The sequence below is a fragment of the Actinacidiphila cocklensis genome, from assembly GCF_907177275.1.
In the GTDB taxonomy this organism is placed as follows: domain Bacteria; phylum Actinomycetota; class Actinomycetes; order Streptomycetales; family Streptomycetaceae; genus Actinacidiphila; species Actinacidiphila cocklensis.
Map to the genome: position 1 here is coordinate 297,199 of NZ_CAJSLV010000048.1, position 24,318 is coordinate 321,516.

Below are 24,318 nucleotides of genomic sequence, written 5' to 3' on the forward strand. Positions count from 1 at the left end.
TAATTGATCCATGGAAATACCGTTGAATACGGATTCTCCGCGGAATCAGGGCACGGCCACCGCGGGGACCGGCGGCGGAGCGGACGGCTCCGGCAGGGTCGCGGGCGGTGCGGACGTCCGGCTGAACCGTGCGACCCCGCGCGCCAGGTCGTGCCCGACGGCCACCGCCTCGATCTCCGCCGCCGTGTAGCGGCGGCCGTCGCGCTCGTCCTCACGGATCTTCAGCCGCCCCTGGACGACCAGCGGTTCACCCAGTCCCACCGACTCCTTGACGTGCCCTGCGAGGGTGCGCCAGGCACGCACGGTGTAGAAACTGGTCGCGCCGTCGGCCCACGCCCCGCGCTCGGAGTCCCATCGGCGCGCGGTCGTCGCCAGCCGGAAGCGGGTGACGCCCACTCCGGTCGCGGTGGTGTACATCTCGGGCTCCGTCGCCACATTCCCGACAACGGTCACCAGGGTCTCGTTCATCGCACGGTCCTCACTTTCCGTGGCCCCCCGCGGTGGGGCGCCCTGAGAACATCGTGCCCCAAATCCGGATGGTCAAGGAAAGACCATCTTGAATCTGTGGATAACCTATCGACTGTGGATAACCACGTCACTCGGACGAGTGGGAATGGGATTCGGCGGACCGGGAATCGCGCGCATGCGGCGCGCGCGGGGAAGTACCTGCGACCACCGCGAACTGCTCGCGCACCTCGCGGTAGCGCATCAGCTCGGCCGCGACCGGTTCGAGCACCCTGGCCCTGCCGCAGTCGGCGGCGGCGTCCCGCAGCCGCCGCTCGGCGGCCTGGCCGTAGCGACGGGCCGGGCCGCGGGCGGCGACCCGGCAGCCCGCGGAGACCAGCGGCCCGCCGAGCCCGCCGGCCGCGGCCATCACGACCGGCACCCACCACGTCAACTCGATCGACCCGGACGCGAGCGCGCTCAGGCACACCGCACCCGCGACCGCCAGCGCCATCAGCAGCCACTGCACCATGTGGGCCGCCGACCACCAGCCGGGCCGCTCGGGCGGTCCGGGCTCCGCCCGCTTCGCCGCGCTGTCCAGCGCCGCCGGAAGGCCCTCACCACCGCGCCGGGCGGCCTCCCGCACCGCCTGCGCCCAGGGTGCAGGTAGCCCGCGGGCGGCGTCGGCGGCCAGCCCCCGCGCCGCCTCACCGACCAGCGGCCGGGACGCCACGAGACCCGCGGGACCGGCCGCGGCGACCGGGCCGTTCCGCCGTACGGGTGATGTCGGCGTTTGCCGCGCTCCGGGGGAACCGCCGCCCGCGGCGACCCGTTCTCCCATCAAGCGACCCCACGGTGTGCCGCACGCCGCACGGGCAGCACCCGCCCAGTCCCGTTCCGCCGACTGACCCGCTCCGGCCGCTCCCACCGCGTCCGCCAGCCGGTCGACGAATTCCTCGCGCGCCGGATCGGTGAGCCCGGCGCCGCCCTCTCCCACATAGAGCGGGTACAGCCGTCTCGCCGTACGGTCCACGTCGGCAGCCAGCCGGCGGCAGGACGCGGTGCGCTCGGCGACGATCTGGCCCAGCACACCGCGCAGATCGGGCACGCCCTGACCGGTGAGTGCGGAGGCGGCAAGCACCACGGCGCCGGCGTCGCCGTGCTCGCCCACCGCGAGGCCGTCCTCGTCCAGCAGCCGCCGCAGGTCGTCGAGCACCAGGTCCGCCGAGTCCCCCGGCAGCCGGTCGACCTGGTTGAGCACCAGCACCGTCACATCGGCATGCCCGGAAAGGGGGCGCAGATAGCGTTCGTGCAACGCCGCATCGGCGTATTTCTCAGGGTCGAGCACCCAGACGACGACATCGACGAGTTGCAGCAGCCGGTCCACCTGCGCGCGGTGGCCGGGAGCGGCGGAGTCGTGGTCGGGCAGGTCGATCAGGACGAGCCCGTCGAGACTCGCCCTCTCCGCCGAAACGCCCTCGGAGCTCTCACCGTCAAGCCGTGAACCAGCCGGAGAGCCGCCGTCACCGGCCGGGAGACCGGGACCGCCGCCGAAGCCGCCGGCTGCGGTTGCCGCATCCCCCAGGTCCGCGCCTCCCGGATCACCCGCATCATCGGCACCGGCCTCGTGGAGTCCTTCGGCGCCGGGGTCGACTCCCGCAGCATGGTCCGCGCCACCGGCCGGCGCGGGGATGCGGGCGTGCCGCCGGGTGTAGCGGTCCTGCGGGGCGATCCCGAGGCGGTCCAGCAGTCCTGCGGCACGCTCGGGCGGCCAGGCGCAGGCGATCGGGCGGGCCGTGGTGGGCCTGCGCATACCGGTCTCGGCCAGCGGCAGGCCGGCCAGGGCGTTGAAGAGCGCCGACTTGCCGCTGCCGGTGGCACCGGCCAGGGCCACCACGGTGTGGTCGAGAGAGAGCCGCCGCCGCTCGCTGATGCGCTCGAGCAGCTCACCGGTCTCGGCGAGGGCGTCGGGGCTGATCCGGGTCCTGGACAGGCCGAGCAGTTCGCCGAGGGCGTCGACCCGCGAGCTCAGCGGATCGGCCGCCGAACCACCGGGCGCGGCTTCCGGATGCCCCTCTGGGCCAGGCCCGTGGCCGGGCTCGGTGAAGGCGGTGGCGGGCCGCCCGCGCCCCGGCTGCCGGGGCGCGGCCGACGGGTGGGTGGTTGTCGTCGGGGTCGTGGCGGTCGGGCGCACCGGGGTCACCGCTCCTTCTGCAGTAGGGACAGCGCGGAGATCAGCGAGGCCTGCTGTCCGGCCGTGACGTCGAGGGCGTCGACCGGTGCGAGCCTGCGGTCGCGTTCGCCGTCCAGCAGTCCCGCCACGGCGTCGGCGAGCCGGTCGCGCGCCGCGTCGCGCATGCGCAGCGCCGCCTGGGCGCCGATGGTCTCGGCCAGGCGCTCCCCCGCGGTGCGTCCGCGCCTGCCGCCGAGCAGGGCCGTGGCCAGCAGGGCGGCAACGTCCTCCGGGTCGGCGGTCGGGCGTTCGGTGTCGCGGGCCGCCCGCAGCTGTGCGTAGGCGAGGTCGGTCACAGTGCGGCGCCAGCGGCGTACGCCCTTGTCGATACGGGCGGCGACGGCCACCCGGTCGCGGTCGGGACGGGACGCGGGGTCGTCCAGGAGTGCGGCGCCGGCCGGGTCGCGCTGCCAGATGTCGCCGATCCGCTCGTCCGCGGCGTCGGTCTCGGTGCGCAGCAGCGCGGCCAGTTCCTCGGCGAGGGCGTGCTGCAGCGCCTCCGGACCACAGGCGGGGTAGCCCTGCCAGTGGGCGAGCGCCTCGCCGGCGAGCGGGACGCCGGCGCGGACGGCGGTGTCGATGTGCTCGGCGGCCAGTTCGTAGGCGTCCTCGGCGGCGCGGACCAGTCGCAGGGCGGCGGAGTGCTGGGCGGCGGAGGCGGAGGCGAGGGCGGGCAGCCGGCTGCGCAGCGAGTCGAGGACGCCTTCGGCTGTACGGCGGGCCGCGTGCTGGCGGGCGGCCGGGTCCTGGGCGCAGTGCGTCAGCCACTCGCGCAGCCCGGCGACGGTCGTCTGCGGCAGCAGGCCTCCGCCGCCCGCCGACTCGGGCAGTTCCGGGACGGTGAAGCGGGGCACGTCGCCCAGGCCCGCCTTGGCCAGCAGGGCCGCGTAGTGCTTGCTGACGTCGTCGGCGATCTGGTGCGGGACGCGGTCGAGGACGGTGGCGAGGGTGACGTCGTACTCCTTGGCCGTGCGCAGCAGGTGCCAGGGCAGCGCGTCGGCGTAGCGGGAGGCGGTGGTGACCAGGATCCAGATGTCGGCCGCGCAGATCAGTTCGGCGGCGAGTTCGCGGTTGCGGGCGACCAGGGAGTCGATGTCGGGCGCGTCCAGCAGGGCCAGGCCGCGCGGGAGGGAGTCGTCGCACTCCAGCCGGAGTTCGGCCCGGGAGGGCTCGCTGCGGTCGGGGGCGTCGTCGTCGCCCCTGACCCGCTGGCGTACGGCCCAGGCCCGTGTCAGGCCGGGCAGCACCCGTGGGTCGGCGAACCAGGCGCGGTCCTCGGGGTGGCAGACCAGCACCGGAGTACGGGTGGTGGGACGCAGGACACCGGATTCGCTGACACGTCGGCTGATAAGTGAGTTGACAAGCGTTGACTTGCCCGCGCCTGTCGATCCGCCGACCACCGCGAGCAGCGGAGCCTCCGGAGCGGTCAGCCGGGGCACGAGGTAGTCGTCCAGCTGGGTCAGGAGCTCCTGGCGGGTCCGGTCGGCCCGGCCCGCCCCGGGCAGCGCAAAGGGGAAGCACGCAGCCTCGACGCGGTCACGCAGCGCGGACAGCGCGTCGATCAACTCTGGCCGTACGTCCAAGATCGCCACGACGGCAGAATGCCCCATATTGGAGCATTTACGAAGCGCATTTCGGCTAATTAGCCCCATTCGACACGGATAGCGCCCGACCGGCGGCGGCCCGCCGGGCCTCGGCGAGGTGGACCGGAACCGCCGCACAGGGCTCGCGGAATGATCGCGCAATGGTCACAAGAAGGCCGCAGAAAGCCAGAGAACCGCTGGTCGACGGTGTCGGATGATACTCAGGAGCCAGAACGAGCCACCGGCATAACGAGTACACAACAGCAGTGTTGCGACCCGTCAAAAGCGATGCGACTTCCGCGCCTGCCTGCGATTATCGGACCGCTTCACCGAACCTCCACAACGTGTCACGCGAGTGAAGCAGACGGCAGCACGGACGCGGCGCCCTATCCTTGACCTCGGTACAGGTCACGGAACCAGCCAGGGGCGAAGACAGCCGCGGCCACTGTCCGGCCCCCGTAGCTCAGCGGATAGAGCAGGCGCCTTCTAAGCGCTTGGCCGCAGGTTCGAGTCCTGCCGGGGGCGCTCTCGCGCGGTCGATGCCCCACCGGGGCACCGGCCGCCGCCGATCGGCGGTGCCCGTTCGCGGGCGGGCCACCGAAAAGACGGCTCGCGTGAATGTAGCGGCAGCGGCGTAGCGACCGTGTAAGGACCGCTCTCCTCCGAGCAACCCCCTCCCCCGCCCCTACCCGGCATTTCTTACGGAGCCGGGACAGCGAGGCGAAATGCCCCTTTCGTCACGACAGTGACATGGTGTGCGAGTTAGCGTGACGATCAGTCCGGCCGCCGCTCCCGATGCCGTCAACTCCCCTATGCCTCAGGCCAGTTGATGGCTTCCTCAGCATGCCGGGCCGCCCGACGACCCTCCTGACCTGCATGAGGAGATCAGCATGCCGTCCATCGCCCGCAGGACCCGCCCACGCCGTACCACCCGCGTGACCCGCGCCGCCGTCGCCGGCGCCGCGGCGGTCGCGGCGGCAGCCGTCGCCGCCCCCGCGGCAGGCGCTGCCACGCCCCGACACGCCACCGTGCGGGACAGCGCGCCCGTCTTCGTCCAGAGTGACAACACCACGGCGAACACCGTCGTGGCCTACCACCGCAACCCTGACGGCTCGCTCGGCGGCCACGAGATCTACCCGACCGGCGGCCGGGGCGGCGTACTCGACGGCTCGGTCGTGGACCACCTCGCCTCGCAGGGCTCGCTCGCCTACGACCGCCCGCACCGGTTGCTCTACGCGGTCAACGCCGGCAGCGACAGCGTCACCGTCTTCGCCGTCCACGGCGATCGGCTGCAGCGCCTCCAGGTGCTCCCCTCCGGCGGCGACTTCCCCGTCGGCGTCGCCACGCACGGCGGCCAGGTGTACGTGCTGAACGCCCGCGGCGGCGGCTCGGTCCAGGGCTACGTGTGGGACGGCCGTCAGCTGGTCCTGGCCCCCGGCCGGCACCGCGACCTCCACCTCGCTGCAGCCTCACCGGAGTTCACCCACACGCCCGGTCAGGTGGGCTTCACACCGGACGGCTCGAAACTGGTCGTCACCACCAAGGCCGGGGCCGACACCATCGACGTCTTCCCGATCACCGCCTCCGGCGCCCCCGCCGCCCGCCCGGTGGTCACCGCCACCCCCGGAGCGGTGCCGTTCGGCTTCACCTTCGACCGCGCGGGACGACTCCAGGTCACCGAGGCGGGGCCGAACGCGGTGGCCACCTTCGCCGTCCGCCGCGACGGCACCCTGCGCCAGGTCGCGCAGGCGAGCACCGGGCAGGCGGCGACCTGCTGGGTGGTCGCCACCGGCGACCACCTCTACGCGTCCAACGCGGGCAGCGCGACGCTGTCCGGTTACCTGGTCGGGCCGCACGGACCGCTCACCGCGCTGGGCAACACATCGACCCACGACGGCACAGTGGACGCCGCCGCCTCCTCCGACGGCCGCACCGTCTATGTGCAGACCGGCGCCGAGGGCGTCGTGGACGAATTCCGGGTCGGCCGTGACGGCTCGCTCACCGGGATCGGCTCGGTCACCGTTCCCGGCGCCGTCGGCGGCGAAGGCATCGCGGCCGGCTGACAATTACGTGTACTGCCCCCGCAGCCTCGCCACTCTCGCCCGCCACACTGGTCAGCGAGGGTCGCGAGGTTTTGCGGAAGTCGTACGAGTCTCTTATGGGGTTGTGAGATGGTGTGCGCCGTAGTCACCTCTGTCGGACCGCAGGTAAGCGGCCTGAAAAAAGACGGCCGCCCGGCAGTCGTGTCGCGGCCATGGGGTAGTTTGCTCTCTCCGCGTGCTATCGATGCGAGGATCGTTTGCGTATGGATTCCACACTCCCCGGGGCCACGTCGGCCGCGTCGGCGGCACGGCGGCGCAGGCGGCTGACCCACCGGATCAGGGACGGGCTGCGCGATCTGAGCGTCCAGTTGGCGCTGCTGAACCACCAGATCGGTATGCACCTCGACCTGCGGGACACCGATCTCGAATGCCTGGACCTGATCAGCCGCTACGGGCCGATCGGCCCGACGGCGCTGGCCAAGCGCGCCGGCATGCACCCCGCCACCCTGACCGGCGTGCTGGACCGGCTCGAGCGCGGCAACTGGGTGGTCCGCACCCCGAATCCGACCGACCGCCGCGCCGTACTGGTGCAGGTCGTCAAGGAGCGCGCCGACGAGGTGACCTATCTGCTCTCCGGTCTGAACACGGCGGTCGACGGGATCTGTGCCGAGTACGACGACGACCAACTGGTTCTGATCGCCGACTTCCTGCTGCGTACGGCACGCGCCGGGCGGATCGCCACCGACGAACTGGCCGACAGCTGACCCACCACCGGGCCGGCGGCGGCCGGCGCTGATGTCACATTTCGGAGTGGTCGCTCATCTCAGTTGACGAATGCGTCAACGAGGAGGCCACGTATGTCCGACGACCCCGCCGAGCTGCCGGTCGACACGGCCACCACGGTATTCGCGAGACACCGTGAACTGCTGTTCTCCGTGATCTACAGCATGACCGGCAGCGTGTCGGACACCGAGGACGTCCTCCAGGACACCTGGCTGGCCTGGGCGGGCGGCGACGACCGGGACGTTCAGGACGACGCGGACCTGTCCGCGGATCTGCTGCGGATCGCCGTCGGACGCGTACTGGCCCGGCAGTCCGGCATCAGCCGCCGCCGTGCGGCCTACGTCGGCCCCTGGCTGCCCGAACCGCTGGTCACCGACCCGCGGCCGGAGCGCCGCACCGCAGGACCCGGCGCCGATGGCAACCCCTGGCCCGGCCTTCGGGACGAATCCGCGTCCATGGCGCTGATGGTGGTGATGGAGACGCTGCCCCCGCTGGAGCGGGCGGTGTTCGTCCTGAACGAGGTCTTCGGCTACCCGTACGCCGAGATCGCCCGGGTCCTGGGCCGTCACCCGGGCACCATCCGCCAGTTCGCGCACCGGGCGCGGGAGCACGTCCAGGCGCGTCGCCCGCACTATCCCGCCGATCCCCGGCTGCAGCAGCAGCTGACCGAGCGATTCATCGCCGCCGCGATGGCCGGCGACCTTGCCGCGCTGCTGGAACTGCTCGCACCGGACGTGACGATGTGGACCGACGGCGGCGGCAGGGTCCGCTCGGCGCTGCGGCCGGTCTCCGGCCGGGAGCGGGTCGCCAGGTTCCTGAGCGGCTACGCCGCGTCGCACCCGCCGCAAGGGTTGGACGTGCGCTACCGGCACGTCAACGGCGACCCGTCGGCGGTCGTCTTCTCGGGTGACTCGCCTTACGCCGTGCTGGTGATGGACCTCAACGCCCCTGGCGACCAGGTCACCGGCATCTACCTGGTCACCAACCCCGACAAGCTGTCCCACGTGAGGCCGGGCGACGACCGCGTCCAGGAATCCGAGGGACCCGCATGACCGCCACGACCACTGCCGACCTCGTCACCGACCGCCACCTCCTCCAGGTCGTCTCCCACATCTCCCCGCCTTCCTGACCGCACTGTTACCCGTTCGCGACTTTTGTCACCGTTACGCGGGTTCCGTGTCACAGAAGATCAACAAGCCCATGCGGCGTTCATCCGCGTGTCGTTGACCCGACGAGTGTGCTGACCGACAGTCACGAATGCTCGGAGGTAGCCGACATGACGGACCGGACCTTGTGGTCGTACGCGGACATCGCCGCACATATCCGCGTGCAGGTCGACACTGTGCGCTCCTACCGAAAGCACGGGCACTTGCCCGATCCCGACCGGGTGGAAGGGGGCAAGCCCTACTGGTACGCGGACACCATCAGGGCATGGAGTGCCCGGCGGCCGGGGACCCGCGGCCGCCGGGGTCCGGACTGACCGTCAGTTCCTGCTCGCGGGTTCGGGGTCCCGCTGCTCACCGGAGCGCGGGGCCGCCCCGACCGCCGTACCAGCCGGCGTCCGCGGCACGCCGCCCTCGGATATGCCGAACCTGTCGTGGAATCTGCGCAGCACCGGCGGCGCCCACCAGGTGGCCCTGCCCGTCAGCCGCATCACCGCGGGCACCAGCAGCGTCCGGATCACCATCGCGTCCATCAGCACCGCGAGGGCGATGCCCAGCCCCAGCATCTTGGTGTTGGCCACCCGGGACATCCCAACACCGACCATCACCACCGCCAGGATGATCGCGGCCGCGGTGATCAGTCCCCCGGTCCTGCGCAGTCCGAAGACGATGGAGGCCTGGTGGTCGCCGGTCCTGTCGTACTCCTCCTTGATCCGGGAGAGGAGGAAGACCCCGTAGTCCATGGACAGCCCGAAGGCCACACAGAACATCAGCACCGGCAGAGTGGTCTCGATGCTGCCCGTCGCGGTGAAGCCCAGCAGTCCGGACAGGTGGCCGTCCTGGAACACCCAGACCACCGCGCCGAACATGGCGGTCAGGCTGAGGGCGTTGAGCAGCACCGCCTGTACCGGGACCACCACACTGCCGGTCAAAAGGAACACCAGCAGCAGGGTGACCAGGCCGATGATGCCGGCCGCCCAGGGCAGTCGCTGCGCTATGGCGTGCTTGGTGTCCACCAGCACCGCGGCCTGCCCGGTGACCGAAGCGCGGAAGTCGGTCGGCACCGCGCGGATCTCGCCGACCAGGCGCTGCGGGCCGGCGTCCACCGACGCACCGTCCGGCACCACCGTCAGGTAGGCGCTGCGCGCGTCCTTGCCGACGACAGGACCCTCGACCCTCACCACACCGGGCAGGGCGGCCACCTGGCGTCGGTACTCGGCCAGATGGGCGGAGTCGACATCCTCGGCGAGCACGGTGATCGCACCGACCGGGCTGCCGGCGTAGTCCTGCCGGAGGTGCTGCTGCACGACGTGGGATTCGGCAGAGCCCGGCAACTGCCGATCGTCCGCGGTCCCGAACTGCACCTGCAGGAACGGCAGGCCGAGCAGGAGCAGCGCCGCCACGGCCCCGATCGCGAAGGCCGGCGCCCGCCGCATCACCAGCCGGGCCAGCGCGGCATAGCGCGCGCCGGGCTCCGCCTCGGTCCGGTCCGCCGCATTGTCCCGGCGGCGCAGCAGGTCCCGCAGATCCAGTGCGTTGACCCGGTCGCCGAGCAGCACCAGGGCGGCCGGCAGCACGATCAGAGCCGCGCCTGCGGCCAGCAGCACCACAGCGACGCCCGCATAGGCGAAGGAACGCAGGAAATACTGTGGGAAGACCAGCATGGCGGACAGCGCGGCAGCCACGGTCAGCGCGGAGAACAGCACCGTCCGGCCTGCCGTCCGCAAGGTCGTCGCCACCGCAGGTCGCGGTGCCGCGCCGGCCGCCAGTTCCTCGCGGAACCGGCGCACGATGAACAGTGCATAGTCGATCGCCAGCCCGAGGCCCAGTGCGGTGGTCAGGTTCTCGGCGAAGACCGACACGTCGGTGAACCCGGTGATGCCGCGCAGCACCGCGCTCGTGCCGAGGATCGCGATGATGCCGATGCCCAGCGGCAGCAGCGCGGCGACAGCGCTGCCGAAGACCATGACCAGCAGCACCAGGGTGATCGGCAGGGCGATCATCTCGGCCCGCACCAGGTCCTGCTGGATGGTGGTCTGCATCTCGTGCAGCACCTCGGCGTTGCCGCCGACGCTCACCCGGACCGGGCCGTGCGCGCCGCGGTACGCCGGGGCGATGCGCTTGACCTCCTTGGCCACCGCATCGTCGTCGCCGCGCAACCGGGCTGTGATCAGCGCCGAGCCGCCGTCCTTGGCGCGCAGGACCGGCGCTCGCGTGCCCCAGTACGACGTCACGCCGGCCACGTCGGGGTCGGCGGCGAGCGTGCGGGCCAGTTGCCGCCCCTGGGCCGCGACCGCGGGGCTGTCCGGGTCCGCGCCCCGCGTGTCGACCAGCAGGACGAGGTTGGGCTGGGAGTCGGGGAAGCGGTCGGCAAGGGCCGCGGTGGCGTACGAGGACTGCGAGCCGGGGGCCTGGAAGCCGCCGCTGGACAGCCGGTCCCCGACCCCGCTTCCGGCCACGACGGTGAGTGCGGTGAAGAGCAGCGCCAGCAGCAGAGTCAGCCGCGGTCTGGCGGTCACGACCCGCGTCCACCCCGCGACCGCGCCTGCGCGGTTGACATCGGACATGACAGAGGTGTCCTCTCCCCCTAGAACGACGTAAAATCACAAACACGAACGACCGCTCGCATTTCAAGAATGCGAGCGGGCACTCGCGTTTGTCAATCCCCCCTGGGAGTACACGTGTCCGAGGCGGACGAGAGACCGAGGCGGCGCCAAGCACGCGGCGAGCGGCGCATCAGCCAGCTGCTCCAGGCCGCCGCCAGCGTGTTCTGCACGATGGGCTACACGGCGTCCAGCACCAACGCCATCGCGCGCGAGGCCGGCGTGTCACCGGGCACGCTCTACCAGTTCTTCCCGAACAAGGAGGCCATCGCCGTCGAACTGGGCGGCAAGCTGATCCGGGAGATGGAGGAGGCGCACGGGCGCATCTTCACCCCGGAGAACGCCCGGCTGCCGCTGGACCGGCTCATCGACGCGGTGGCGGACCCCTTCATCGAGTTCAACTGCGCGAACCCCGCCTTCCTCGCCCTGATCAAGGGCCCGGACGCGCCGGGCAGGGTCGCCGAGGAACACGACACGCTGCACGCCACGCTGCTCGACCGCGTGTCCTGGCTGCTGGCCCTGCGCCGGCCCTCGCTGTCCGACGTCGAGCGCACGCTGATCGCCGAGATGTCCTTCGCGATGTTCAAGGCCGCCCTCGACCTGGTCGTGCAGAGCGAGGGCGAGGAGCGCACGGCGTACGCGGGCGAGATGAAGAGCATGCTCTACCGCTACCTCGCGCCCTACGTGGGCACAGGACCCGTCACGATCGGGGAGGCCGAGACCTCCGCGGCGCACGCGGCGGTCGTCGCCGCCGCGGCCGAACGCGCGGCCGCGGCCGACCGGGCGGAACTCTCCTCCGACGTCGGCCGCCCGGCGGCCACCGAAGCTACTTCTCGCGCCCTGCCGACGAGCAGCTGAACGTGTCGCCCTGGTCGTCCCGGGACGCCGCGGGCGGGCCGATCGTCGGTACGCCGCCCTTTCGCGGCGGCGCGGCCGGTATGACGGCCGCCGGGCCGCTCTCGCCCGCCAGGGAGGACGCCACCACGGCCGAGGACCGGGCCGCACCCGCCCCATGGCGGCGCTCCCTGGCCCGTGAGGCCCATTGCGCCGCCATGCCGACTCCGGCGACCAGCAGGGATATTCCGAGCCCCAGAGAGAGCGCGTAGAAGGAATTCGAGGCGGCCCTGCCGCTGATGTAGCCGGCGCCGACCGAATACGAGGCCCACACCGCCTCGGCCACGCCCGCGCCGATCGCGTAGCGGCGCGCGGGGTAGCGCATGATGCCCGCGGCGAGGCCGCCGATCACCCGGCCGCTGGGCAGGAACCGCACGGCGATGACGAACGGCACGCCATGCCGCTGTATGCGCAGCGCCGCCCACCTCAGCAGCGCCTCACGGCGCGGCCTGCGGTGCATGCGGTTCAGCACCCGGGGGCTGAGCACCCGCCCCGTCCGGTGCATCACCAGGTCGCCGAGCACGGCGCTGCCGGCCACCACCAGCAGCACGAGCGCCAGATTCAGGTGACCCTCCGCAGCCATGACACCGCCGGTCACGAGCAGCACGGAGTTGGGCACGAGCGGCGGAGCCGTTGTCGCGGCCAGCAGCGCGTACGCCCAGACGACGTGCCCACCCCTCAGGTACTCGGCGAGTCCGGAGGTGAAGTCAAGTGACGACACACTCAGTGCAACGTCCATCCCACCGCCCCTCTTCCCCGGCCCCTTATTCAACGCTGACAGCGGCAGGCGGGGACGGCAACCGGGTTGGGCGGGCTTCAGCCCTTTCACAAGAAAGGTCATCCTGAGGTTCCAGCGGGGCTACACCTCAGGTAGTAGGACCCGCGCCGAGGTCACAGCCGTGGGGTGTGCCGCACCGTCCGGGGAGGAAAACGGCCGGAACATCACCGGCCGAGAAGTTCACCTCCGTTGCACTGCAGGATCTCGCCGGTGATGAAGCCCGCCTCGGGCGAGGCGAGGAAGAGCACCGCGGCCGCGACGTCCGCAGGGCGGCCGACCCGGCCGACCAGCGTGCGGCCCGCCCGCCGGGTCAGCTCGGCGTCGTTGAGCCGCGAGCCGAAGAACTCGGTGCCGGCGACCGTGCCCGGCGCGACGATGTTGCAGGTCACGCCCTGCGGGCCGAGCTGGGCGGCGAGCGAGTGGTTCCAGGCGTGCAGGGCGGCCTTCGAGGCGCCGTAGGAGCCGCCGCCGCGCAGCGCGGCCACCGAGGTCACCGTCACCACCCTGCCGCTGTCGCTGAATCGGTCCCGGAGCGACTCGGTGATCAGGACCGCGGTGAGCACGTTGCGCTCGAAGTCCCCGCGCCAGCGCGCCAGCATCCCGTGCGGTCCGGCACCGACCGCCAGCTCCCGGCTGCCCGCGTTGTTCACCAGCACGTCCACCCGGTCGGGCAGCTGCGACAGTGCGGCCTCGACGTCGTCGGGGTCGGCCAGGTCGCAGACCACCGGCGTGATGTCCAGCCCGCGCTCCTTCCGGATCTCCTCGACGGTCGCGTGCAGCACCTCACGGCGGCGGCCGACGATCGTGACCCGGTGGCCGTCCTCGGCGAATCGCAGCGAGACGGCCCGGCCGATGCCTGTGCCGCCACCGGTCACGACGATGTTGCGCACCGCTGCCGCGCTCTGTGCCATGTGCTCCGCCCCTCGAGAAGAGACAGCACGCTACGGGATCCCCCCGAACCGGCCGCGAGCGGGGTAGCCTGCGGAAACAGCCTTCGCGAAGAGACGTAGATCACATAGCGGAGAACGTAACCATTACAGTGGTTGGCGGGTCTTATGTCTTGAGCACCGCGCTCCCGGCGGAGTCGGTGGGGGGCTGTAGGTCGGACCGTCTTGGGGGACGGTCCGGAACGCGTCGCCGGGGCGATACCCGGGGAGCTTGAGCGGCCCTCCCGGGCCGTTTTCGTCCCGGCAACGGCGCAGTCGCCACAAAGCGCCCGGGCGGACCCGTGGGGGGATCCGTTCCGGGGAACGGGAGCGCCCCGTGCCGGACCCGTGGGGGGATCCAGCGCGGGGCGCTTCCTTGTGTGCTCCTGGCGCCGCTACGCGCCCCCGGCTGTGCGGGGCGCGCGGCGGCAGGTCTGCTTCAGCGGGCCTCGACCGAGACGTAGTCACGGTTCTCGATGCCGGTGTAGATCTGCCGCGGGCGGCCGATCCGGGAACCAGGCTCCTTGATCATCTCGTGCCACTGGGCGATCCAGCCCGGCAGCCGGCCGATGGCGAACAGCACGGTGAACATGCTGGTCGGGAAGCCCATCGCGCGGTAGATCAGACCGGTGTAGAAGTCGACGTTGGGGTAGAGCTTGCGGGAGACGAAGTAGTCGTCGCTGAGCGCGTGCTCCTCCAGCTTGAGGGCGATGTCCAGCAGCTCGTCGGACTTGCCGAGCGCCGAGAGGACGTCGTGCGCCGCCGCCTTGATGATCTTCGCCCGGGGGTCGAAGTTCTTGTAGACGCGGTGCCCGAAGCCCATCAGCTTGACGCCGTCCTCCTTGTTCTTCACCTTGCGGATGAAGGAGTCCACGTCGCCGCCGCTGGCCTGGATGCCCTCCAGCATCTCCAGGACGGACTGGTTGGCCCCGCCGTGCAGGGGACCCCACAGCGCGCTGATGCCGGCCGAGATCGAGGCGAACAGGTTCGCCTGCGAGGAGCCCACCAGGCGGACCGTGGAGGTCGAGCAGTTCTGCTCGTGGTCCGCGTGCAGGATGAACAGCTTGTCCAGGGCACTGACCACGACCGGGTCGAGCTGGTACTCCTCGGCCGGCACGGAGAAGGTCATCCGCAGGAAGTTCTCGACGTAGCCGAGGTCGTTGCGCGGGTAGACCACCGGCTGGCCGACGGACTTCTTGTACGCGTACGCCGCGATCGTCGGCAGCTTGGCGAGCAGCCGGATCGTGGACAGGTGGCGCTGCTCGGGGTCGAACGGGTTATGGCTGTCCTGGTAGAACGTCGACAGCGCGCTGACCACGGACGACAGCATCGCCATCGGGTGGGCGTCGCGCGGGAAGCCGTCGTAGAACCGTTTGACGTCTTCGTGCAGAAGGGTGTGCTGGGTGATCTCGCCCTTGAACTCCGCCAGCTCGTCGACCGTCGGCAGTTCGCCGTTGATCAGCAGGTAGGCGGTCTCCAGGAAGGTGCCGCGCTCGGCGACCTGCTCGATCGGGTAACCGCGGTAGCGGAGGATGCCCTCCTCGCCATCGAGGAACGTGATCGCGGACTTGTAGGCCGCGGTGTTGCCGTAACCGCTGTCCAGCGTCACCAGGCCCGTATCGGCGCGCAGCTTGCCGATGTCGAAGCCCCTGTCGCCGACCGTGCTGTCAACCACCGGGTAACTGTGCTCGCTGTCCCCATACCGCAGTACTACAGAGTTGTCGCTCACGTCATTCCCTCACCGACGGTTTTGCCTCTTCTTCGAGGTGCCCTGACTACGTCCACTGTCCCCCATTTGGCGCGCACGCGTGCACTCGGGGTCGGCCATCGGGCCGAAAAGTGGCACGGAGTGCCTATTTTGCGCCTCCGGACAGCCGGTGGTCGAGAGACGTGAAGCGCCGGCCGGCCGAAACGGTGCGCACCGCCTGCCCTATCGCCCGCCGCGAGCCGACCAGGACGACCAGGCGCTTCGCCCTGGTCACAGCCGTGTAGAGCAGGTTGCGCTGGAGCATCATCCACGCCCCGGTGGTGACCGGGATCACCACCGCCGGATACTCGCTGCCCTGCGATCGGTGGATGGTCACCGCGTAGGCGTGGGCGAGCTCGTCGAGTTCGTCGAAGTCGTAACCGATCTCCTCGTCCTCGTCGGTGTGCACGGTGAGCCGCTGCTCGACCGCGTCCAGCGCGGTGACCACTCCCACCGTGCCGTTGAAGACGCCGTTGGCGCCCTTGTCGTAGTTGTTGCGGATCTGGGTGACCTTGTCGCCCACGCGGAAGGTCCGGCCGCCGAATCTGCGCTCGGGCAGGTCGGGGCGGGCCGGGGTGACGGCCTGCTGGAGCAGGCCGTTGAGCGCGCCCGCGCCCGCGGGGCCGCGGTGCATGGGGGTCAGCACCTGGACGTCGCGCCTGGGGTCCAGGCCGAATCTGGCGGGAATACGGCGGGCGACCACGTCCACGGTGAGCCGGCCGGCCTCCTCGGAGTCCTCCTCGGCGAAGAGGAAGAAGTCGGGCAGCCCCTGGGTGACCGGCGGCAGCCCGGAGTTGATCCGGTGCGCGTTGGTGACCACCCCGGACTGCTGGGCCTGCCGGAAGATCCGGGTCAGCCGCACCGCGGGCACCGGGCTGTCCGCGGCCAGCAGGTCCCGCAGCACCTCGCCGGCACCGACGCTCGGCAACTGGTCGACGTCCCCGACGAACAGCAGGTGGGCACCCGGCGGCACCGCCTTGACCAGCTTGTTCGCCAGCAGCAGGTCCAGCATGGAGGCCTCGTCGACGACCACCAGGTCCGCGTCGAGCGGCCGGTCCCTGTCGTACGCCGCATCCCCGCCGGGCTTCAGCTCCAGCAGCCGGTGCACGGTGGACGCCTCGGCGCCGGTCAGCTCGGCCAGCCGTTTGGCGGCCCGTCCCGTCGGGGCTGCCAGCACCACCTTCGCCTTCTTCGCCCGGGCCAGCGTGACCACCGAGCGCACCGTGAAGGACTTGCCGCAACCGGGGCCGCCGGTGAGGACGGCGACCTTCTCGGTCAGCGCCAGCCGCACCGCCTGCTGCTGCTCGGGGGCGAGGTCGGCACCGGTCTGGCCGGCCAGCCAGCTCAGCGCCTTGTCCCACTCGACGTCCTGAAAGGCGGGCAGCCGGTCCTCCGGACCGTGCAGCAGCCGCATCACCTGCGCCGCGAGCGATATCTCGGCGCGGTGGAAGGGCACCAGGTAGACGGCGGTGACCGGCTCGCCGTCCCCGTCGGGCGCCGGTACGGCCTCCCGGACCACGCCCTCCTCCTCGGCCAGCTCGCCGAGGCAGTCGATCACCAGGCCGGTGTCCACCTGCAGCAGCTTCACCGCGTCGGCGATCAGCCGCTCCTGCGGCAGGAAGCAGTTGCCGCTGTCGGTGGCCTGCGACAGCGCGTACTGCAGGCCTGCCTTCACCCGCTCCGGGCTGTCGTGCGGAATCCCGACGGCCTGGGCGATCCGGTCCGCCGTCAGGAAGCCGATGCCCCACACCTCTGCCGCCAGGCGGTACGGCTGGTTCTTGACCACCGAGATCGACGCGTCGCCGTACCCCTTGTAGATCCGCACGGCGATGGACGTGGAGACGCCGACGCCCTGCAGGAAGACCATCACCTCCTTGATCGCCTTCTGCTCCTCCCATGCGGCGGCGATCAGCTTGGTGCGCTTCGGCCCGAGGCCCGGCACCTCGATCAGGCGGTTCGGCTCGCCCTCGATGACTTCCAGGGTGCCGGTGCCGAAGTGGTCCACGATGCGTTCGGCGATACGCGGCCCGATGCCCTTGATCAGCCCCGAGCCCAGATAGCGGCGGATGCCCTGGATGGTGGCCGGCAGGACGGTCGTGTAGTTCTCCACGGTGAACTGCTTGCCGTACTGCGGGTGCGAGCCCCAGCGGCCGTGCATCCGCAGCGACTCGCCGGGCTGGGCTCCCAGCAGCGCGCCGACGACCGTCAGCAGGTCTCCCGCGCCGCGGCCGGTGTCGACCCGCGCCACCGTGTACCCGTTGTCCTCGTTGGCGTAGGTGATCCGCTCCAGGACACCGTCCAGCACCGCGAGTCCGCCGCCGTCCGTCATGCCCGGCCTCCCTCCCCGGAGTCGATCTGATCCGAAGGTACCGGCCGGCGCGGACACCGCGTTCCGAGCCTGTGGACAACTCCCCCACCGCGGTGGCGGACGCGCCGGTCGGCCACGGGATGCCGGGTACGGGCATGGAACGCGTGAGAGGAGCCCGGCGACGCCGGACCCCTCTCGCGTTCCCCCTGCTACCCCCGAAGCCCCCCTCGGGCGCATCTCCCTGCCGACTCCCTGAAACCCCTCCCGGGAGCCGTGATGCCATATACGACAGGCCACCTGCCGTCAGGGTTGTCCTACGGCCGCCAAATTTCTCAAGATTTTTTCAGCTGACGTGCCGGACGTATCTTTCGGCGATCTCCGCCAGGACCTCGGCCCCGTCCCGCGCCCACAGCGCGGGGTTGAAGATCTCCACCTCGATGGCCCCCTCGTAGCCGGCCGCATCGACCCGCCGGCGCCATTCGCGCAGGTCGATACAGCCGTCGCCGAGCTGACCGCGGCCCAGCAGCACGCCCTCGGGCAGCGGTGTGACCCAGTCGGCCAGCTGGAAGGCGGCGATCCTGCCGCCCGCGCCGGCTCGCGCGGTGTGCGCGGGCGCCAGGTCGTCCCACCACAGGTGGTAGGTGTCCACGACGACGCCGACCTGCTCCGGCGGGAAACGCTCGGCAATGTCCAGCGCCTGACCGAGCGTGGAGATCACGCACCGGTCGGACGCGTACATCGGGTGCAGCGGCTCGATCGCCAGCCGCACCCCCCGTTCGGCTGCGTACGGAGCCAGCACCGCGAGCGCGTCGGCGACCCGCTCGCGGGCCGCGGCGATGTCCCGGTCGCCGGCCGGCAGACCGCCGGAGACCAGGACCAGGGTGCCGGTCGCCAGTTCCGCCGCCTCGTCGATCGCCGCACGGTTGTCGTCGAGCGCCCGGGCACGCAGTTCCGGGTCCGCCACGGTGAAGAAGCCGCCGCGGCACAGGGAGGTCACGGTGAGCCCGCTGTCCCGCATCAGGCGCGCGGCTCTTTCCACGCCGTACTCCTGTACAGGCGCCCGCCACAGGCCGACGGAGCCGATACCGGCGGCCGCGCATCCGGCGGCCAGTTCGGGCAGCGACCACTGCTTGACGGTCTCCTGGTTGATGCTCAGCCGCTTGAGGTCCCGTGGCGCGATACCGGTCATGCGTCCACTCCGTGCAGGGTCAGCAGCCCGCGCATCCGGGCCTCGGCGAGTGCCGGGTCGGGGAAGAGCCCGACCCGGTCGGCCAGTTCGTACGCCCGCGCCAGGTGCGGCAGCGAGCGCGCCGACTGCAGCCCGCCGACCATGGTGAAGTGCTGCTGATGGCCGGCCAGCCAGGCGAGCAGGACGACACCGGTCTTGTAGAAGCGCGTCGGGGCGCAGAACAGATGCCGGGAAAGCTCCACCGTCGGGTCGAGCAGCCGCCGAAAGCCGTCGGTGTCACCGGTGTCCAGGGTGCTGACCGCCGCGGCGGCCAGCGGCGCGAGCGGGTCGAAGATGCCGAGCAGGGCGTGGCTGAAGCCCTGCGCGTCACCGGCGATCAGTTCCGGGTAGTTGAAGTCGTCGCCGGTGTAGCAGCGCACCCCGTCGGGCAGCCGGCGCCGCAGTTCCACCTCGCGACGGGCGTCGAGCAGCGAGATCTTCACGCCGTCCACCTTGTCCGGGTGGGCGGCGATCACGTCGAGGAAGGTCTCGGTGGCCGCGTCGAGGTCGTCGCTGCCCCAGTACCCGGCGAGCGCCGGGTCGAACATCGGCCCCAGCCAGTGCAGGATCACCCGATCGGAGGACTGCCGCAGCAGGTGCCCGTAGACCTGCAGGTAGTCCTCGGGACCCTTCGCGATCGACGCCAGCGCCCGCGAGGCCATCAGCACGGCCTGCGAGCCGGCGGACTCGACCACCGCGAGCTGCTCCTCGTAGGCGGCGGTCACCTCGGCAAGGGAGGCGGCGGGGCCGGTGAGCTGGTCGGTGCCGACCCCGCAGGCGATCCGGCCTCCGACGGACCGCGCCTCCGCGGACGACCGGCGGATCAGCTCGGCGGCCACCGGCCAGTCCAGGCCCATACCGCGCTGGGCGGTGTCCATGGCCTCGGCGACGCCGAGTCCGTGCGCCCACAGGTGGCGGCGGAAGGCCAGCGTGGACTCCCAGTCCACCGCGGCGGGTTCGTCGGCGGCGGCCCGCAGCGGGTCGGCCACCACATGGGCGGCGGAATACACCACGCGGCTGCGCAGCGGCAGATCCGTGGTCAGGGCCGCGGATTGCGAACGCGGTACATAGCCGCGCAGTACGCCGGAGGCGTCGGGCAGCTGGATCGTCACAGGGAAAGCTCCGGAACGTCGAGGCGGCGGCCCTCGGCGGAGGACCTCAGGCCGAGTTCGGCGAGCTGGACACCGCGGGCGCCGGCGGTCAGGTCCCAGCGCCAGGGTTCGTCCAGGACGACGTGGCGCAGGAACAGCTCCCACTGGGCCTTGAAGCCGTTGTCGAACTCCGTGTTGTCCGGGACTTCCTGCCACTGGTCGCGGAAGGCCTCGGTGGCGGGCAGGTCCGGGTTCCACACCGGCTTGGGCGTCGCCGACCGGTGCTGGACGCGGCAGTTGCGCAGTCCCGCGACAGCGGAGCCGTGCGTGCCGTCCACCTGGAACTCCACCAGCTCGTCGCGGTTGACGCGGACCGTCCAGGAGGAGTTGATCTGCGCGACGGCGCCGCCGTCCAGCTGGAAGATGCCGTAGGCGGCGTCGTCCGCGGTGGCGTCGTAGGGCTTGCCGCGCTCGTCCCAGCGCTGCGGCACATGGGTGGTCGCCAGCGCCTGCACCGTACGCACCCGGCTGAAGGTCTCGTGCATGACGTACTCCCAGTGCGGGAACATGTCCGCGACGATGCCGCCGCCGTCCTCGGCGCGGTAGTTCCACGACGGCCGCTGCGCACTCTGCCAGTCGCCCTCGAAGACCCAATAGCCGAACTCGCCGCGGATCGACAGGATCCGGCCGAAGAAGCCGCCGTCGACCAGCCGCTTGAGCTTCTGCAGGCCCGGCAGGAAGAGCTTGTCCTGGACGACCCCGTGCTTGACTCCCGCGGCCACCGCGAGCCGGGCGAGTTCCAGGGCGCCGTCCAGCGAGGTGGCGGTGGGCTTCTCGCAGTAGATGTGCTTGCCCGCCGCGATCGCCCGGCGCACCGCGTCCTCGCGGGCCGAGGTGACCTGGGCGTCGAAGTAGATCTCGACCGAGGGGTCGGCGAGCACCGCGTCCAGGTCGGTCGACCAGTGCTCGATGCCGTGCTGCTCGGCCATGGCCCGCAGCGCGTGCTCCCGCCTGCCCACCAGGACCGGCTCGGGCCACAGCGTGGTGCCGTCGCCCAGGTCGAGCCCGCCCTGCTGCTGCAGGCTGAGGATCGAGCGGACCAAGTGCTGCCGGTATCCCATGCGTCCGGTGACGCCGTTCATGGCGATCCGCACAGTCCTGCGTGTCACGTGGGGGTCCTCTTCTCGTGGTTCGGCGAGGCCCCGGTGTGCGGAGCCCATGGCGGCAAACGGATGGCGAGCGCCGCGACAAGGCGTACAGCAAGCGCTTTCTTTCTGCTTCACGCTAACCCGGCGGTCTCACTTCGGGCAAGGGTCGTCCAGGTGGTGGGGTAAGCGCTTGCTGTCGCTCGGGCGTACGCTCGCATGACGCCGGACGGCCGGGATGAGAGCATGACCCGCGGAATCCACAGGATCCGCGGAAGACGGAGGAGGACCGCAGCGAGATGGCAGTGACACTGGCCGACGTCGCCGCACGCGCCGGGGTGTCGTCCGCCACGGTCTCCCGGGTGCTCAACGGCAACTACCCGGTGGCGGGCAGCACCCGCGAGCGGGTCCAGCGCGCCGTGGCGGAGCTGGACTACGTCGTCAACGGTCAGGCGCGGGCGCTCGCCGCGGCCACCTCGGACCTGGTCGGCGTGCTCGTCAACGACGTGGCCGACCCCTTCTTCGGCCTCATCGCCAGCGCGCTGCAGGCGGAGGTCGGCGTGGGCGCGGCCGAGCCCGGCGGCAAGCTGACCGTGGTGTGCAACACCGGTGGCTCGCCGGAGGCCGAACTGACCTACCTCACCCTGCTGGAGCGCCAGCGGGCCGCAGGAGTGGTGCTGACCGGCGGCGCGGTGGACAGCCCCGCGCACAGCGAGGCCGTCACCGCGCGACTCGCCCGGCTTGCCGCCTCCGGCACCCGGATCGTGCTGTGCGGCCGGCCGCCGCTGACCCTGCCGGGCGACAGCGGCCCGCTGACCACCCTGGCCTTCGACAACCACGGCGGGGCACGGCGGCTGACGGAGCACCTGCTCTCCCTGGGCCACCGCAGGATCGGCTACGTGACGGGTCCCGCCGAGCGCAGCACCACCGGGCACCGGCTGGCCGGCCACCGGGCCGCACTGGAAGGCCACGGGATGGGGCCTGGCACCGAAGCGGGCGCGGACGCCGACCAGCTGATCGTGCACGGCGGCTACGACCGGGACGCCGGCTTCGACGCGACACTCGAACTGCTGCGCAGGGACCTGGGAGTGACGGCGATCGTGGCCGCCAACGACACCGTCGCGCTCGGCGTGTGCGCCGCGCTGCGCGACCGCGGCCTGAGCATCCCCGGCGACGTGTCGGTGGCCGGCTTCGACGACCTGCCGTTCAGCGCCGACGCCTCCCCCGCACTGACCACGGTCCGCATCCCCCTTCAGGAGGCCGGTGCCCGGGCCGGCCGGCTGGTGATGGGGCGCATCACCCCGCCGCCCGGCGGAGTGGCCACGATCACGACGGAGTTGATGGTCCGGGGCTCCACGGCGCCGCCCGCGACCGGCCGCTCCTGAAAGTTATCCACAGGCTGGAAATCCCCCTTCCCGCCGGCTCCGGCGCCGACATACCTTTGACTCAGGCAAGGATCGGCACACCGCAGAACGGGGGACGGACATGGCCGTCAGGGAGATCCGCGAGTTCAACCGCTTCTACACCAACCTCATCGGGGCACTCGACTACAGCCGCCACCTGCACACCCCGTTCACGCTCACCGAGGCGCGGGTGCTGTACGAGCTGGCGCACAGCCGCCGCACGGACGCCGCCGACCTGCGGGCCGCGCTGTCGCTCGACGCCGGCCACCTCAGCCGGATGCTGGCCGGGTTCGAGCAGAAGCAGCTGGTGACGCGGGGGCCGTCGGAGAAGGACGCGCGGCGGCAGCGGATAGAGCTGACCGCGCGCGGGCGGGAGGCCGCGAGCCTGCTGGAGGAGCGGTCGCAGGAGGCCGTGGGCTCGCTCGTCGGCCGGATAGCGCCGGACGACCGGCCCCGGCTGACCGCGGCCATGCGGACCGTGCAGGACATACTGCGCGACGGCCGCCGGGGCGACTCCGCAGACCGCGTCACCCTGCGCGGGTCGCGCCCGGGCGATCTGGGCTGGGTCGTGGAGCGCAATGCCGCGGTCTACGCGGAGGAGTTCGGGTGGAACGAGGAGTACGAGGCGCTCGTCGCACGGATCGTCGCGGATTTCGCAGCCACGCACGACGCGGAGCGTGAGGCGGTGTGGATAGCGGAACTGGACGGGCACCGGGCCGGCTGCGTGTTCTGCGTGCGCGACGAGGCACCCGGCACCGCGCGGCTGCGGCTGCTGCTCGTCGACCCGGCCGCGCGGGGGCACGGCATAGGCAGGCAACTGGTCGACACCTGCATATCCTTCGCCCGATCGGCGGACTACACCGAACTCATGCTGTGGACGAACGACGTCCTCGCCGACGCGCGGTCGATCTACCAGCGGGCCGGGTTCGAACTCGTCGACAGCCGCCCTCACCACAGCTTCGGGAAGGATCTGGTGGGGCAGGACTGGCGGCTGACGCTGTAGCCGGCAGGCCGGTCACCGGGCCCGGCACGCGGCGCGGCGCCAGGTGGATCACGGTTGACCTGGTCGGATCGGGTGCCTAGTGTCCGGCGAATGAGACTTGCCTTCTCCACCCTCGGTGTTCCGGAACTGCCCGTCGAGCAGGTGGCCCGACTCGCGGCCGACAACGGCTTCCACGGTGTCGAGCTGCGCGCGAGCCCCGAAGGCCCGGTGCACACCGGGCTGTCCGCGGACGAACGCGCCGATGTGGCGGCGGAGTTCGGCAAGGCAGGGGTCGAGATCCTCACGGTGGCCGGATACGCCAAGGTCGCCGCCGCCGGGGACGACGAGCCGGTACTCGACGAGATCGGCGAGGCGATGCGGCTGGCCCACGACCTGGGCGCCTCGTTCGTCCGGGTCTTCCCCGGCGGCGAGGGCCTCGACAGTGACGAGGCGGACGCGCTGGCCGCGCGGCGGCTCGCCGCGGCCGCACCGGTGGCGGAGGACCTGGGGGTGCGGGTGCTGCTGGAGACCCATGACTCGCACCGCGGCGGAGCGGACGTGGCGCGGGTGCTCGGCCGGGTGGGGCATGTCGGCGCGGGCGGGCTGTGGGACGTCATGCACACCTGGCTGGCGGGCGAGCAGCCGTCGACGACCTTCCCGGTGCTGGCGCCCTATCTCGGCTACGTCCAGGTCAAGGACATCGCCTCGGCCGGTGACACGGCCCCGCTGCCGCTGGGGGCCGGGGTGCTGCCGCTGGCGGAGACGATCGAGGTGCTCAGCCGGGCCGACTGGGACGGCTGGCTGTGCTGGGAGTACGAGAAGCGGTGGTACCCGCAGGCCGCGGAGATGCCGGCGCTGCTGGGGCCGGCCCGGGAGCATCTGGCGCGGCTGCTGACCGAGTCGGCCTGACCCGCCGCGGGCGGCGCGGCAGGCCGGCCGGGGCCGAGGAGGACGGAGGGGGAACG

Annotated in this window: 19 protein-coding genes and 1 tRNA gene; 9 read left to right on the forward strand and 11 right to left on the reverse strand. The window is 71.7% G+C overall.

The genetic code is table 11. The features are described 5' to 3' along the window. Positions 1–45 precede the first annotated feature (45 nt). The 3 genes from NFU81_RS12310 to NFU81_RS12320 all read right to left on the reverse strand — a co-directional run bounded on the left by NFU81_RS12310 (position 46) and on the right by NFU81_RS12320 (position 4,260). The gene (locus tag NFU81_RS12310; protein WP_251488756.1) at positions 46–468 is read right to left on the reverse strand and encodes a single-stranded DNA-binding protein; all 423 of its coding nucleotides are present in this window, start codon (positions 466–468) and stop codon (positions 46–48) included. A 127-nt stretch (positions 469–595) separates the two neighbouring features. Then, complete coding sequence (locus tag NFU81_RS12315; RefSeq protein WP_251488758.1) at positions 596–2,647, reverse strand: P-loop NTPase family protein; 2,052 nt, start codon at positions 2,645–2,647, stop codon at positions 596–598. Then, positions 2,644–4,260, reverse strand: a complete 1,617-nt coding sequence (locus tag NFU81_RS12320; protein ID WP_251489070.1) for a dynamin family protein — start codon at positions 4,258–4,260, stop codon at positions 2,644–2,646. The genes NFU81_RS12315 and NFU81_RS12320 overlap by 4 nt, the downstream gene beginning before the upstream one ends. Positions 4,261–4,712: 452 nt before the next feature. Between NFU81_RS12320 and NFU81_RS12325 the strand changes: the two genes are divergently transcribed. The 5 genes from NFU81_RS12325 to NFU81_RS12345 all read left to right on the forward strand — a co-directional run bounded on the left by NFU81_RS12325 (position 4,713) and on the right by NFU81_RS12345 (position 8,565). After that, positions 4,713–4,785: transfer RNA gene (locus NFU81_RS12325), tRNA-Arg, on the forward strand. A gap of 365 nt (positions 4,786–5,150) precedes the next feature. Continuing rightward, a complete protein-coding gene (locus tag NFU81_RS12330; RefSeq protein WP_251488761.1) occupies positions 5,151–6,323 on the forward strand; it encodes a lactonase family protein in 1,173 nt (390 codons plus the stop codon). 242 nt (positions 6,324–6,565) lie between these two features. Beyond that, on the forward strand, positions 6,566–7,066 hold the full coding sequence (locus NFU81_RS12335; protein WP_251488764.1) for a MarR family transcriptional regulator: 501 nt from the start codon (positions 6,566–6,568) through the stop codon (positions 7,064–7,066). A 93-nt stretch (positions 7,067–7,159) separates the two neighbouring features. Continuing rightward, the gene (locus tag NFU81_RS12340; protein WP_251488767.1) at positions 7,160–8,137 is read left to right on the forward strand and encodes a sigma factor-like helix-turn-helix DNA-binding protein; all 978 of its coding nucleotides are present in this window, start codon (positions 7,160–7,162) and stop codon (positions 8,135–8,137) included. 224 nt (positions 8,138–8,361) lie between these two features. Next, complete coding sequence (locus NFU81_RS12345) at positions 8,362–8,565, forward strand: MarR family transcriptional regulator (protein WP_251488770.1); 204 nt, start codon at positions 8,362–8,364, stop codon at positions 8,563–8,565. Positions 8,566–8,568: 3 nt separating this feature from the next. Here NFU81_RS12345 and NFU81_RS12350 read toward each other — a convergent pair whose 3' ends face one another. Continuing rightward, positions 8,569–10,815 (reverse strand): MMPL family transporter, encoded by a 2,247-nt coding sequence (locus NFU81_RS12350; RefSeq protein WP_251488773.1) that lies wholly within the window; start codon positions 10,813–10,815, stop codon positions 8,569–8,571. 114 nt (positions 10,816–10,929) lie between these two features. Here NFU81_RS12350 and NFU81_RS12355 point away from each other — a divergent pair, with 114 nt between their 5' ends. Further along, positions 10,930–11,709, forward strand: a complete 780-nt coding sequence (locus tag NFU81_RS12355) for a TetR/AcrR family transcriptional regulator (protein ID WP_308208279.1) — start codon at positions 10,930–10,932, stop codon at positions 11,707–11,709. Here NFU81_RS12355 and NFU81_RS12360 read toward each other — a convergent pair. The 7 genes from NFU81_RS12360 to NFU81_RS12390 form a co-directional block, all read right to left on the reverse strand. Beyond that, positions 11,678–12,484 carry a DedA family protein gene (locus NFU81_RS12360; RefSeq protein WP_251488775.1) on the reverse strand — a complete coding sequence of 269 codons (807 nt, stop codon included), beginning with the start codon at positions 12,482–12,484 and terminating at the stop codon, positions 11,678–11,680. The genes NFU81_RS12355 and NFU81_RS12360 overlap by 32 nt on opposite strands. A gap of 203 nt (positions 12,485–12,687) precedes the next feature. Continuing rightward, on the reverse strand, positions 12,688–13,434 hold the full coding sequence (locus NFU81_RS12365; RefSeq protein ID WP_251488779.1) for an SDR family NAD(P)-dependent oxidoreductase: 747 nt from the start codon (positions 13,432–13,434) through the stop codon (positions 12,688–12,690). A gap of 454 nt (positions 13,435–13,888) precedes the next feature. Further along, positions 13,889–15,178 (reverse strand): citrate synthase, encoded by a 1,290-nt coding sequence (locus NFU81_RS12370; RefSeq protein ID WP_251488783.1) that lies wholly within the window; start codon positions 15,176–15,178, stop codon positions 13,889–13,891. Between the two features lie 124 nt (positions 15,179–15,302). Beyond that, a complete protein-coding gene (gene recD2, locus NFU81_RS12375) occupies positions 15,303–17,525 on the reverse strand; it encodes an SF1B family DNA helicase RecD2 (protein ID WP_251488786.1) in 2,223 nt (740 codons plus the stop codon). Between the two features lie 322 nt (positions 17,526–17,847). Next, on the reverse strand, positions 17,848–18,693 hold the full coding sequence (locus tag NFU81_RS12380) for a sugar phosphate isomerase/epimerase family protein (protein ID WP_251488789.1): 846 nt from the start codon (positions 18,691–18,693) through the stop codon (positions 17,848–17,850). After that, a complete protein-coding gene (locus NFU81_RS12385) occupies positions 18,690–19,844 on the reverse strand; it encodes a dihydrodipicolinate synthase family protein (RefSeq protein WP_251488793.1) in 1,155 nt (384 codons plus the stop codon). Before NFU81_RS12385 ends, NFU81_RS12380 begins: the two co-directional genes overlap by 4 nt. Next, on the reverse strand, positions 19,841–20,992 hold the full coding sequence (locus NFU81_RS12390) for a Gfo/Idh/MocA family protein (RefSeq protein ID WP_251488796.1): 1,152 nt from the start codon (positions 20,990–20,992) through the stop codon (positions 19,841–19,843). Before NFU81_RS12390 ends, NFU81_RS12385 begins: the two co-directional genes overlap by 4 nt. Positions 20,993–21,267: 275 nt before the next feature. Between NFU81_RS12390 and NFU81_RS12395 the strand changes: the two genes are divergently transcribed. The 3 genes from NFU81_RS12395 to NFU81_RS12405 all read left to right on the forward strand — a co-directional run bounded on the left by NFU81_RS12395 (position 21,268) and on the right by NFU81_RS12405 (position 24,262). Continuing rightward, positions 21,268–22,353: a LacI family DNA-binding transcriptional regulator gene (locus NFU81_RS12395; protein ID WP_251488799.1), complete on the forward strand. Its 1,086-nt coding sequence runs from the start codon at positions 21,268–21,270 to the stop codon at positions 22,351–22,353. Positions 22,354–22,453: 100 nt separating this feature from the next. Continuing rightward, positions 22,454–23,374, forward strand: coding sequence for a bifunctional helix-turn-helix transcriptional regulator/GNAT family N-acetyltransferase (locus NFU81_RS12400; RefSeq protein ID WP_251488802.1), 921 nt, complete (start codon positions 22,454–22,456; stop codon positions 23,372–23,374). Positions 23,375–23,464: 90 nt separating this feature from the next. Beyond that, positions 23,465–24,262, forward strand: coding sequence for a sugar phosphate isomerase/epimerase family protein (locus NFU81_RS12405; protein ID WP_251488805.1), 798 nt, complete (start codon positions 23,465–23,467; stop codon positions 24,260–24,262). Positions 24,263–24,318: the final 56 nt, after the last annotated feature.